Genomic DNA, 12,308 nt, shown 5'->3' with positions numbered 1-12,308 from the left:
TCGCGACACCTGTCCGCGCCGCCGGAGAGCGCGCGGGTCACGAGCATGTCGAGGCCGAAACCGCCAGCGGGCGGGCTTCTGTCGTGGGGTGGTCCATGTCTTGCCATTCATCGACCCCGCCGGGATACCAATAGATCCGAGTGTACCCCATTCCCGCGGCGTGCTGAACCGCATTCCAGCTCATCCAGCAGTCGTTTCGGCAGAAGATCACGATGGGATGATCCGTGTTCCCATTGGTGCAACTGGCGAGGGACCGGCGCAGATAGTCGGCGATTGCGGGCGACAGCCGTCCATGGCCGGTTTCCGGCAGCCAGACCGCATCGGCGAGCGCTTCGTGCCGCTCGGCGACGATCCAGCGCCCGTCATCGTCGATCCTGTGCCCGGGCGCCGCTCGCACGTCGACCAGCAGCGCGCCTTTCTTCGCCAACGCAACGACCTCGGAGGTGCCGACGGTTTCGCCGCCCGGCACCTTTTCAGGCACAGGCGCGCGATAGGCGGCGATGCGGAGGCCGGTGACCGGGTCGAACAGGGGCTCGGCCGTGGCCGGGCCGGCCATGAGGACCGGGATCAGCAATGCACCGATGGTTTTCGAAATTCGCATCTGACGATGGTCCTCGTTTTCGTCGACCCGGGCCATTCGACCAAGGTCTAGGGGTGGGCCCTTTCCATCGACGTTTCGCCAATTTCGCGGGGCCGGCACTTCGCCACAATGCAGGCTGAAGGATTTGACCTGGGAGGATATGTTATGAAGCGCAAGCTTTCGACCGCCGCCATGTTCGCCGGCCTGGGGGCCATGGCCCTTGCGCATGGCGATGCCGCGCCGCAAGCCGTCGACACCACCGGACTGCCCGAACTGCCCGAAGAAATGGCGTCGGAAAACCCGTGGCGCGAGGCCGAGCCCGACGTGCTGTTCAAAGCCGTCGAGATCGGCGCGAAAGGGTTCAACAGCAATTGCGCGCGCTGCCATGGGCTGGAGGCGATCTCGGGCGGGCTGGCGCCTGACCTGCGATTTCTCGAAGCCAATGATTGGGGCGACGAATGGTACCTGGACCGTGTGCTGAACGGGTACGAGCAGAACGGCGCGGTCAAGATGCCGCCCTTCGCCGACATTCTGAGTCAGGAAGCGATCTGGGCCATCCGCACATATGTCGAGACCCGGCCCGACGACCAGGAAATGGTGGACCGGCAGGACGAGCTGAAGGCGATGCACGGCAAGCTGGTGGAAGTGAAGGACGATGCCGAGGCCGCGGCGTCGCTTGCCGACGAGCTTGAGCAGGCAGGGGCCAGTTTCGAGCCCTTGTCCGGTGCGCCGCGCTCGGTCACGGCACTGGACGAGGCGGCGCAAATGCTCAAGCGCGACACGCCGAACCCGGATGCGGCGATCGAGGCGCTTCAATCCGTCCTGCGGAACTGAGCGACGCCGATGTCCTCGCTGCTGTCGCATCTTCTTCCCGGGGGGCCGATTTCAGGCGCCGTGCCGACGGCCCGGGCCGGGGGCAGATCCGATCCGTTCGACAGCGGTATGTGGCCTTTGCACCGGGAAGAATACCTTGGTGGGCCGCGAGATTGGCAGCAGGACGCGAGTGTCCTGACGTTGGCACCGAGTGCGGCCGAAGACGTCGCGCATGTTCCGCTGATCGTGGATGCGACCGGCATCGAGGGCCAGGTGCGGCGGATCGTGGTGACGATCGACTACAGCCCGATCCCGCTGGTGCTGACCTTTCACCCGGGCAGGGCGTTGCCGCTGCTCGGCTTTGGCGTGAAATACGAGATCGGCAGCGCCTTGCGCGCATCGGTGGAGCGCGAAGACGGCAGTTGGGCGATGGGTGCCACCTATGTCGCCGCGATGGGCGGGGGCTGCACGGCGCCGGCTGCGGCCCATGCACGTCCCGATTGGCAGGAGCGCCTGGGCGAGATCCGGGCGCGGCTTTGGCCGGACACGGGACGCCTGCGGGTGTCGCTGCGGCACCCGATGGATACCGGCCTTGCACCGGGCATCGCCGCGCATCATCTGACCGAACTTGAACTGGCCTCGGGCGACGGTGAAACGATTGCACGGCTGGAGCTGCACGAGCCGGTGGAGGAAAACCCGGCACTGACGTTTCTGCTGCCTGCCGCTCTTGCACGGCAGCCGGTGACGATAACGGCCCGCGACAATCTCGGCTACCGCTTCGAGGGTCGGGTGGAGGCACAGTCGTGACCCGGCGCGCCCCAAGTCGTCGCCAGGTCCTGCTGGGTGGTGTCGCGATTGCTGCGGCGTCTTCCCTGGTCCGGCCCGCACGGGCGGCTTCAAGCTATGCGCTGAACCCCTTTGAGGTTGCGGGGGGTGTCTGGATGATCGAAGGCGCGCAAGAGAGCCTGGACGCCGCAAATGGCGGGGCGATCTGCAACATCGTGCTTCTGGAGACGGACGCCGGTTCGGTGATCGTCGACACCGGATCGACCGCGCGCTTCGGCGCCGCGCTGCGGGCATTCGCGGATCAGAGGCTGGGGGGCGTCGCGGCGGTCTTCAACACGCACCATCATCCCGATCACTGGCTGGGCAACCAGGCCTTCACCGACCGTCCCATAAAGGCGCTGGCGGACAGCAAGGCTGCCGCCGAGGCGAACGGGGCGGATTATGCGACGGCGCTCTATGCCATTCTCGGAAACTGGATGACGGGCACCGCGCCGCATCCGCCGGCGCAAGCCGTCGCGCCGGGTCCTGTCGTTATTGGCGGCCGCGCGCTGCGGTTGATCGGAGAGGCCGGGCATACCGGGGCCGATCTTGCGATTCTCGATGAAGAGACCGGCACGCTTGTCGCGGGCGATCTTCTTTTCCTCGACCGGGCGCCGAGCCTTCCGGACGCTGACATTGCTGCGTGGAAACGGGCGCTGGAGCGCCTGGCCGACCTGAACCCCGCAGGGGTGGTGCCTGGTCATGGGCCGCTTGACCGTACCGGCGCCGCGTTGGCGCAGACCCGCGCCTATCTTGAAGGTTTTGACGACCGCATGAAGCGGGCCGTCACACGGGGGCTGTCGCCGATGGAGGCGATCCTGGCCGGACCGATGCCGGAATTCGCGGCAATGGGCGCCAACCCCGAGGAATACCACCGCAGCGTCGTGCAGCGGTGGACAGACTACGAAAGCGAGGCCCTGCCGGTGGTCGGCGGGACCTGAGCCAACCCGGACGGATGTGGACACACCGTCCGACAACTTCGACGGAGGAGGAACAGAAATGAAGAATGTCTTGAAAATGACGGGGGCCAGCGTCCTGGCCCTGGCTGCCGCCGCCAACCTTGCGGCAGCGGAGACCAGCAAGGTGACCTGGGAGGATATCCTCAACGACCATGAGACCACCGATGACGTGCTGATGTACGGCATGGGCAGCAATGCCCAGCGGTGGTCCACGCTGGACCAGATCAACGCCGATACGGTCAAGCACCTGCGCCCTGCATGGGCGTTCTCGTTCGGCGATGAAAAGCAGCGCGGGCAGGAAAGCCAGGCGGTCGTGCATGACGGCGTGATCTACATCACCGGGTCGTATTCCCGCGTCTGGGCGCTGGATGCGAAAACGGGCGAACGCCTGTGGAAATTCGAGGCGCGTCTGCCCGACGATATCCGCCCCTGTTGCGACGTGATCAACCGCGGCGTCGCGATCTACGGTGACAAGGTCTATTTCGGGGCGCTCGACGCCAGCATCTACGCGCTGAACAAGGACACTGGCAAAGTGGTCTGGCGCGAGAAGTTCGGCGACCACAAGATCGGCTACACGATGACAGGTGCTCCGACGATCATCAAGGACAAGGAGACCGACCGCGTCATGCTGATCCACGGCTCGTCCGGAGACGAATTCGGCGTGGTCGGCAAACTGTTCGCCAGAGATCCCGAAACCGGCGAGGAAATCTGGATGCGGCCCTTTGTCGAGGGTCACAAGGGCCGTCTGGCCGGGGCCGAAAGCACCACGACCGGCGACGCGGACGCGCCGTCCTGGCCGATGAACGAGGATGGAAGCGACAAGAAGGAAGCCTGGTATCACGGTGGCGGCGCCCCGTGGCAATCCGCGAGCTTCGACCCGGTGACAAACACGATCATCGTGGGCACCGGAAACCCCGCGCCGTGGAACACGTGGGAGCGTTCGGAAGGCGACAACTACCAGGACTTCGACTCGCTCTATACCTCGGGGCAGGCCTATGTGAACCCGACGGATGGTGAAGTCGTCGGCTTCTACCAGCATACGCCCAACGATGCCTGGGACTGCTCCGGCAATAACGAGATCATCCTGTTCGACTACACCGATGCCGAGGGCAACACCCACCGGGCCGGTGCCCATGCCGACCGCAACGGGTTCTTCTACGTGACCGACATCGATGCGCTGTCGGATCGCGAAGGCGAAAAGATCAACCGGCCGACCGCGCTTCTGAACGCGTTCCCGTTTGTCGACGACATCACCTGGGCCACGGGCATCGACCTGGAGACCGGGCGACCGATCGAAGTGGAGGGGCAACGCCCGCCGCTGCCCGCGGAGGGTGAAACCAAGGGCGCCACGATCCAGGTGACGCCGCCTTTCCTCGGGGGCAAGAACTGGAACCCCATGGCCTACAGCCAGGAAACCGGCCTCTTCTACGTGCCGGCGAACAACTGGACCGAGGATTACTGGACCGAGAACATCACCTACCAGGCTGGCGCGGCCTATCTGGGGCAGGGGTTCCGTATCAAGCGGCTTTACGATGATCACATCGGCACGCTGCGGGCCTATGATCCGGCGACCGGCGAGAAGGTCTGGGAGCATAACGAGGAGTTCCCGCTCTGGGCCGGCGTGCTGGCGACGGCAGGCGATGTGGTCTTCACCGGCACCTCTGACGGGTATGTCAAAGGCTTCCATTCCGAGACCGGCGAGCAACTGTGGGAGTTCAACACAGGGTCCGGCGTGATTTCGCAGCCCATCACATGGGAAATGGACGGAAAGCAGTATCTCGGGATCGCGTCGGGATATGGCGGTGCGGTTCCGCTCTGGGGTGGTGACATGGCTACGCTGACCACGCAGGTCAGCCAGGGGGGATCGTTCTGGGTCTTCGAGGTGCCCGACGAACTTCTTGCGAGCGCACAGTAAGGCAAACAAGGAAGGGCGGCATGATGCCGCCCTTCACTTTGTTCAAGGAGAGAGTGAATGCTGAAGGCCAGCTTTTGTGCGGTTTGGGTCCTGCCCCTGGCGATCGCCGCCGCCGCCTCCGCCGAGACCTGCTTTGACACGCCATTGGAACCGGGCGCGCGGGACTATCCCGTGATCGTGGACACGGACGAGCCGCGCGAAGGTCCGCTGGTGATCGGCAACTGTACGCTCGAGCCCGGTGCGGACTGTCCGGGGGTCGACCTGTCCCATGCCGATCTTCGGGGCGTGCAGCTGAACGGAGCGAATCTGCGCGGCGCCAAGTTGACGCGCGCCGACCTGTCGGACTCCGTGCTGAAGGGAGTGGATTTTTCCGGTGCCGACCTGCGCGGTGCGGTCCTGACGAAATCCTTCATGCAGGGGATGACGGCGACCGACGCCGACTTTACCGGCGCGAACCTGGACTTTTCCCGCCTGGCCGGTGCCCAGCTTCAAGGGGCGAACCTGACCGCGGTCTCGATGGAGGCCTCCTGGGCGCCGAAAGTCCGGCTGGTCGGCGCTACGATCCGGGCGTCGAACCTGCAGGAAACGAAATTCTACAATGCCGACCTTGCCGGGGCCGTGATGGAGGACAACAACATCCGGTTTGCGATCTGGGAAGGCGCGCATATGGAGAACTGCAAGGGATGTCCGGTCGAGTGGTAGGCGCGTGCGCCCTGATCATTGGCTGGCTTGCCCCGTCCCAGGTCTTGGCCGACCCTCTTGCGGCCGGCCTGAGTGCCTGCCGTGACATCTCGTCCGACGCCAGGCGATTGACGTGTTTCGACGAACTGGCAGCGGCGGAGGATGCCGAGGAGTTCACCGGGTCGGGCAGCGGGGTGACGCCGCAATTCGACGTGGTCGCGCCGCGCCTTATGACCTTCGAAAGCAGCGACGCGGTGATGGTGGTCTATCTGCTGAATGAGCGCGACGAGGTGGTGCAGAACCTGCACAGGGGCGGCAAGGGCGAAGGATCTTACCTGATCGAGATCCCGGGGCGTTACCACGTCCAGGTCAACGCGACCGGGCAATGGAAAATCCGCGTTCGACGGGCGCGTTGACCGCACGACCCGGCGCCGCATGACGACGGTCAATGCTGTGAAGACGGCTGTCGGGACTGTCGCTCGTCCCTTGCCACCCTCGAAGCCATGCGCCGGGCGCGGAGATGCGGCGGGCCCTTTCGCTTTGCGCCCGGATTTGGCATGTCTTTGCTTCGCCCTGCAAAAGGAGGCATCCGGACCATGCCGTTTTCACGAACGCCGCGGGATACGCTCACAGCACTTGTCGAATATGACAGCGTTGTCGGCCGGCCGAACCTGTCGCTGATCGAGGCGGTGGCCGACTGGCTGGAAGGGCATGGCATCGCCTGCCATGTTCTCACCGGGCCGGAAGGCGACCGCGCCAATCTATTCGCCACGATCGGAGACGCGGAACGGCCCGGCTATGTCCTGTCCGGCCATGTCGACGTGGTTCCGGCCGAAGAGCCGGAATGGCAGGCCGACCCTTTCACGCTGCGCCACGCGGGGGAGCGGCTGATCGGGCGGGGGGCCTGCGACATGAAAGGGTTCGTCGCAGCGGTGCTTTCGGCCGCACCGGACATGGCGTCGCTGGCCCCGGAGGTGCCGATACATATCGCGCTGTCCTACGATGAAGAGGCCGGGTGTCGCGGCGTGCCGCACCTGATCGAGGCGTTGCCCGAATTGTGCGCGCCGCCGCTTGGCTGCATCGTCGGTGAACCCACGGGCCTCGTGCCGGTGCTGGCCCACAAGGGCAAGGCCGCGTTGCGGCTATGCGCGACGGGGCGGGCGGGTCACAGCGCGCGCCCGGAACTGGGGGAGAACGCGATCCACAAGCTACTGCCGGTTCTGGCCGCGGCCGAAGCTCAGGCCCGCGCATTGCAGGAGGACGCCCCGCGGGACGACCGTTTCGCGCCGCCGTGGTCCAGCCTTCAGGTGGGCACCATCGCGGGGGGGCAGGCGCTGAACATCATTCCCGAGCGCGCCGAGGCGGAGGTCGAGGCCCGCGCCATCGCGGGCGCCGATCCTCGGGCGCTTCTGGCGCCGGTCCTGACCGCGGCGGACACCGCCGGTGTCGAGGCAACGTGGCTGTCGACCTATCCGCCCCTCGCGCTGGAGGCCGGCGACCCGCTGGCCGGCATGATGGCGGAGGTCTCGGGGCGAACCCCGGTCGCGGCCGTGAGTTTCGGCACCGAAGCGGGGTTGTTCCAGCAAGCGGGGATCCCGTCGATCATCTGCGGCCCCGGCGACATGGCGCGCGCGCATCGACCCGAGGAATACCTGACGGTCGCGGAACTGGAGGCGTGCCACGCGATGATCCTGAGCTTCGCCCGGCGCTGCGCAGCGTGACACGTGGGCGTCAGGAACGGTCGCGGCTGTCCCGGCCGTCCGTTTCCTCACGAACCGTCGGCGGCGGGCAGTTCGGCCCTGCAATGGTCGAGAAACGCGGCGCTGGTCCGGCTGTTCGTCAGCCCCTGCAAGCCCAGCACCCCCATCGCCATGGGTGCGATATCGCCCGTCAGCGGGACGAAGCTGAGAGGCTTGCCATCGGGCGCGATGGTGTTGAGCGGCCGGAAGTTGGCGATGGAATAGCCGAAACCGTTTGCCACGAGACTGCGCATCACGGCCATGTCGCGGGTCCGCTCGGCAATGGTGGGGCGCAGGTCGGCACGGGTGAAGAAGGCAAGGAAATAATCGGCGCTCATCGGCAGGTCCAGCAGGACCATCGGATGCGGAGCAAGGTCGCGCACCGTGAGGCTGTCTCGCCCCGCAAGCGGGTGGTCCGGGGGCAGAAGCACAAACGGCGCAAGGTCGCGGATCGGATGGAATTCAAGGTCGGCAGGCAGGGTCATGTCATAGGTCAGGGCCAGGTCGATCTCGCCCCGGCGCAGGCCCGCGAAGATGTCGCTTTGGGTCAGTTCGACCTGGCTCATGCGGACATCGGGATAGCGGGCCTCGAAGCTGCGGCGCAGGCTGGGCAGGACGATCTGGGCGAAGGTCACAAGGCAGCCGACGCGCAGGGGCCCCTGCACGGTCCCCGACACGGCGCCAGCGAGGCGGGTCAACTCGGTCGCCTCGCTCAGCACCGTCTGCGCCTGTGACGAGAGGGTGCGGCCCGCCTCCGTCAGGCGCAAGCCTTGGGCGTGCTGACGCACGAACAGCGAGAGGCCAAGCTCTGCCTCGAGCTGGGAGATGGCGGCGGAAATCGACGGCGAGGACACGTTCAGTTTCTGGCTGGCCGCGGCGATGCTGCCGCTTTCCCCGGCGGTGACGAAATATTCCAACTGGCGCAGGGTGAACCTGAGGGGCATGGGCGGGCTCTTGCTGGGTCCGGCCATGGTGGCGTTTTCGCGGGTTGTCGTCCAGTGCCTCAATCGTCGCCGGGCACGCCGTAGGACGGCGCCTCGCGCGGGTCGAGCGCGCGTTGCACATAGGCGTCGATCTGGGGCTTGTAGACGGCCCATGCGGCGGCGATGGCCTCGATCGGGCAGTCCTCGGTCCAGTCGCAGCGCAGGTCGGCCACCGGCCAGGCGACGCGGTCCACGATCTTCATGCCCGCCGAATGCACCGGCCCGGCCTCGCCCCCTGCCGCAAGCCCGGCGCGCATAGCCGCCAGCAGGCGGTCGCCGATATGGCCCCCGGCTTCAACGAAGCTCGCGACGATGGCGGCGGGGACGTCCTCGTTGGCCAGAAGATTGCCGCCCGAGGCCACGTCGGACCCTTCGGCCTGGGTCCAGATGCCCAGCGAGTTGGGGCCGGAATGGATCGCGGTGCGGCCTTGCGCGTCGACGGCCAGTACCTGACGGTACTCGATGAAGGCGCCGCGCTTTTGCACCTCTGCGATGGCGTCGGACGCGGACAACCCGCTTTCCATCAGGTCGAGCGTCAGGGGTCCAAGCGTCGGGTCGGTCACGTTCTGAGAGGCGACGGCGCCGACACCGGCCCGCGCGTAGGAACAGCGCGCCGCGACGGCGGGTGACGAGGACGAGATGGCGATGCCGAACATGCCGGTGTCGGCGCAGCGGGCAACGAGGGAAAAGGTCATGCCGGGATGACCGCCGTGCCGTCGATCTCGACCAGCCATTCGGGCCGCGCCAGCGCCTGCACCACCAGCCCGGTGGATACCGGGTGCACACCCTTGATATATTCGCCCATGGTCCGGTAGACCGCCTCGCGGTGGCGGACATCGGTGATATAGACCACAACCTTGACCAGATGGCTCATGTCGCCGCCCGCTTCCTCGATCAACTGGCGGATGTTCTGCATCACCTTGTGGGTCTGTTCCACGGGGTCGTGACTGTCGATGTTCCGGGCGTCATCCAGGTTCTGCGGGCATTGGCCGCGCAGCCAGACGATCTTGCCGGAGCCTTCGGTCACCACGGCCTGGCAGAGGTCGTTGTCGAGATTCTGTTCGGGATAGGTATCGGACGTGTTGAAGGGGCGGATGCGGGTGTGGGCCATGCGGGCTGCTCCGTTGCAAATGATGGGTCGGCCATAGCCGAAACGCGCGGGCCTGTCAGGGGCTTGCCTGCCCGAGGCGCTAGAGTTTCGGCGTGAAGCTCGGGTCGATCCGGTTCATCAGGTATTGCGCGAAATCGAAATTGGGCCGTTCGAGATGCGACAGGTGCCCCGGCTCGGCCCCGTCGGCGCAAAGCCCGCGATAGACCTTCTCGGTACAACCGCGATCCTCGACATTCACGTCGTCCAGCAGGGCCTTGAGATCGGCCAGGTTCTGCTCCGCCTCGGCGTCGCCGGCATAGTCGTTCGACATGCCGCCGCCGAAGCGGATGCTTACCTGCGACGGCCCCTTGGGATGCAGGCTGAGATACCAGAAATAGCCCGGCGTGAGCGTGATCATCAGGCTGGGATAGACTGCGATCAGATAGGTCATGCGACGCTTGTCGCCCTCCAGGCGCGTGTTGCTCGGGTGCGCCATGGCGATGCGAAGGGAGTCGTCCTTGAGGATCGTGTGGTAGTTGAAGGCGTCGTGACCCGGAGGGCAGACCATCTCTTCCAGCTTCGACAGGCCCCCGATGGTGCCCGCGTGGCAGACCGGCAGGTGATAGCTTTCCATGAAGTTCTCGGCCAGCACCTTCCAGTTCGTGTCCCAGACATGTTCCTCGAAAAAGGTCTCGGTGTAGTTGGTCATGTCGTAGCCGGCGATCATGCGCTCCAGTTCCGACAGGCGGGAGGCGACGGGCTCGGCCTTCGGGTTCAGGGTGATGAAGACCCAGCCCAGCCATTCCTCGCAGCGGATCTGGGGCAGGGCGTAGTCGGATTTGCAGAAGCCGGAATTGCCGGACATGGCGGGCGCGCCGCGCAGCGATCCGTCGAGATTGTAGGTCCAGGCGTGGTACGGGCAGACGATGGATTTCGTATGCCCGCGGCCATGCAGAAGCGTGGACATGCGGTGGCGGCAGACATTCGAGAACGCCTTCAGGCCGCCCTCGCGGTCGCGCAGGACGATAATGGGCTGGTCGGCCAGCTCGCAGGTGACGTAGTCGCCCGGCTTGGTGAGGGCGTCGGCCCGGCCGACGCAGAACCATTCCTTGCGGAAGATATGCTCGATCTCCGCCTGCAGGAACGCATCGGTCTTGTAGACCTCGGGCGGCATGGCGCGGGCCTGCTCGAACGGCGCCGAGACATTGGCGCGCAGGGCGTCGATCGGGTTGGCGATTGGCTTGGCGAGGGTCATGCTGTGGCTTCGCTCATTCTGCTGCGGCGGCATTGGGTGTGGGGCGATAGTCGAGGTAATTGCGCTGGATCGCGATCTGGTCGGCGACATGCGCCGCATCGTGCCACACCCCCCAGATAAAGGTCGAGCCGCGCCGGGATTGCCACGGCAGGCCGAGGAAATAGATGCCCGGCTCTTGCGACACCCCGCGATTGTGAATTGGCGCGCCCTTGGCGTCGAACGTGTCGACCTTCATCCAAGAGAAATCCTGGCGATAGCCGGTGGCCCAGATGATGGTGCCTATGCCTTCGGCTGCAAGGTCCAGCGTGCGGACCGGGTTGGTCAGGCAGTCGGGGTCGGGCAGGAACTCTCGCGCTTGCGGTTCCTCCGGCAGGTCGAGGCCGTGGCGCGCGGCATAGGCGTCGCACTGGTCGAGCAGGTCGATGTAGTAATCGTCGCCCGCCTTCATGTTGGCCTGCAGGTCGTCGCCGATGATCAGCTTGCCGTCTTTGAAGTCGTTGGCGCGGCCCAGAAGCGTCATGCCTTGGTGGGCCAGCTTGCGGAAGTCCACCGTCTTGCCGCCCTCTGCGCCGCTGACCGAAATTGTCACATGCTCGGTGCCCGGCGCCTTGGCGGGGATGTCCCACAGGCCCAGAACGCCCAGCCACCAGCAATAGTCGCGGCCCCGGTACATGCGCGGCGGGCGGTCATGCGGCCCGACGCAAAGGAATACCTTGCGGCCCGCGCGTTGCAACTCGTCGGCGATCTGCCCGCCGGAGGACCCGGCGCCCACCACCAGGACGGCCCCCTCGGGCAAGGCCTCGGGGTTGCGGTACTCGGCGGAGTGCATTTGCGTCACGCCCGCGCTGGCCGGGACGATGTCGGGGATCACGGGGTGCTGGAACGCGCCGGTGGCGGCCACTACCGAACCGGCCTCGATCACGCCGTCCGAGGTGGTGACGGTAAAGCCGGGGCGGCCTTCGTTGCGCTCCAGCCGGGTGACCTCGACGCCGGTGCGGAGGGGGGCGTCGATCATCCTTGCGTAATCGGCCATGTAACCGGCCACCTCTTCCTTGGGTGGAAAGGCTTCGGGGTGCGAGGCGGTGAATTCCATGTTGGGGAACCGATCGTGCCAGGCCGGGCCGTTCGCCACCAGCGAGTCCCAGCGCCGCGTGCGCCACGCCTCGGCGATGCGGTGCTTTTCCAGGACCAGATGCGGGATGCCGTTGCGGCCGAGATGCTCGCTCATGGCGATCCCGGCCTGACCGGCGCCGACCACGAGTGTGTCGATATAGTCCGTCATGTCGTACCTTTCGCAAAGGGGTTGCACAGTGGTGCCACGACCCCGGCGGCCGCGAAAGAAAAACGTCCCTTAGGCCTGGTTAGGATGTGCCTAAGCAAGGTGCCTGAGGCGTGGATGGACGGACAAGCCCTTGGTTTGCCTGAAAAGGTTGCAGCGGGCAAAGACCCCGGGGTCGTTGGAAGGGGA

Annotated in this window: 13 protein-coding genes; 7 read left to right on the top strand and 6 right to left on the bottom strand. The window is 65.9% G+C overall.

Annotated features, from left to right (window positions below; genetic code table 11):
- Positions 1–37: 37 nt before the first annotated feature.
- Positions 38–601: a rhodanese-like domain-containing protein gene (locus tag FIU85_RS07500; protein WP_172978819.1), complete on the bottom strand. Its 564-nt coding sequence runs from the start codon at positions 599–601 to the stop codon at positions 38–40.
- A 144-nt stretch (positions 602–745) separates the two neighbouring features.
- On the opposite strand from FIU85_RS07500, the gene pedF reads away from it, so the two are divergent.
- The 7 genes from pedF (at position 746) to argE (ending at position 7,494) form a co-directional block, all read left to right on the top strand.
- Positions 746–1,414, top strand: coding sequence for a cytochrome c-550 PedF (gene pedF, locus FIU85_RS07495; RefSeq protein ID WP_152491329.1), 669 nt, complete (start codon positions 746–748; stop codon positions 1,412–1,414).
- Between the two features lie 9 nt (positions 1,415–1,423).
- A complete protein-coding gene (locus tag FIU85_RS07490) occupies positions 1,424–2,200 on the top strand; it encodes a quinoprotein dehydrogenase-associated SoxYZ-like carrier (RefSeq protein ID WP_152496435.1) in 777 nt (258 codons plus the stop codon).
- Positions 2,197–3,159 (top strand): quinoprotein relay system zinc metallohydrolase 1, encoded by a 963-nt coding sequence (locus tag FIU85_RS07485; protein WP_152496434.1) that lies wholly within the window; start codon positions 2,197–2,199, stop codon positions 3,157–3,159. Before FIU85_RS07490 ends, FIU85_RS07485 begins: the two co-directional genes overlap by 4 nt.
- 58 nt (positions 3,160–3,217) lie before the next feature.
- A complete protein-coding gene (locus FIU85_RS07480) occupies positions 3,218–5,092 on the top strand; it encodes a PQQ-dependent methanol/ethanol family dehydrogenase (RefSeq protein ID WP_152496433.1) in 1,875 nt (624 codons plus the stop codon).
- Positions 5,093–5,149: 57 nt separating this feature from the next.
- On the top strand, positions 5,150–5,794 hold the full coding sequence (locus FIU85_RS07475) for a pentapeptide repeat-containing protein (RefSeq protein ID WP_152496432.1): 645 nt from the start codon (positions 5,150–5,152) through the stop codon (positions 5,792–5,794).
- A gap of 44 nt (positions 5,795–5,838) precedes the next feature.
- Positions 5,839–6,189 (top strand): hypothetical protein, encoded by a 351-nt coding sequence (locus FIU85_RS07470; RefSeq protein ID WP_172978818.1) that lies wholly within the window; start codon positions 5,839–5,841, stop codon positions 6,187–6,189.
- Between the two features lie 180 nt (positions 6,190–6,369).
- Complete coding sequence (argE, locus tag FIU85_RS07465; RefSeq protein WP_152496430.1) at positions 6,370–7,494, top strand: acetylornithine deacetylase; 1,125 nt, start codon at positions 6,370–6,372, stop codon at positions 7,492–7,494.
- Between the two features lie 47 nt (positions 7,495–7,541).
- On the opposite strand, the gene FIU85_RS07460 is transcribed toward argE, so the two are convergent.
- From FIU85_RS07460 to FIU85_RS07440, 5 genes are all read right to left on the bottom strand, one after another.
- On the bottom strand, positions 7,542–8,456 hold the full coding sequence (locus FIU85_RS07460; protein WP_152496429.1) for a LysR substrate-binding domain-containing protein: 915 nt from the start codon (positions 8,454–8,456) through the stop codon (positions 7,542–7,544).
- Positions 8,457–8,515: 59 nt separating this feature from the next.
- Positions 8,516–9,190 carry a DUF1028 domain-containing protein gene (locus FIU85_RS07455; RefSeq protein WP_152496428.1) on the bottom strand — a complete coding sequence of 225 codons (675 nt, stop codon included), beginning with the start codon at positions 9,188–9,190 and terminating at the stop codon, positions 8,516–8,518.
- Positions 9,187–9,606, bottom strand: a complete 420-nt coding sequence (locus FIU85_RS07450) for a RidA family protein (RefSeq protein WP_152496427.1) — start codon at positions 9,604–9,606, stop codon at positions 9,187–9,189. Before FIU85_RS07450 ends, FIU85_RS07455 begins: the two co-directional genes overlap by 4 nt.
- Positions 9,607–9,685: 79 nt before the next feature.
- Complete coding sequence (locus FIU85_RS07445; protein ID WP_152496426.1) at positions 9,686–10,840, bottom strand: aromatic ring-hydroxylating dioxygenase subunit alpha; 1,155 nt, start codon at positions 10,838–10,840, stop codon at positions 9,686–9,688.
- A gap of 13 nt (positions 10,841–10,853) precedes the next feature.
- Positions 10,854–12,122 (bottom strand): NAD(P)/FAD-dependent oxidoreductase, encoded by a 1,269-nt coding sequence (locus FIU85_RS07440; protein ID WP_152496425.1) that lies wholly within the window; start codon positions 12,120–12,122, stop codon positions 10,854–10,856.
- Positions 12,123–12,308 lie beyond the last annotated feature (186 nt).

The organism is Roseovarius sp. THAF8 (assembly GCF_009363735.1).
Classification (GTDB): Bacteria; Pseudomonadota; Alphaproteobacteria; order Rhodobacterales; family Rhodobacteraceae; genus Roseovarius.
Note: the sequence above shows the minus strand (reverse complement) of the source record. Positions and strands in the feature narration are given on the sequence as shown.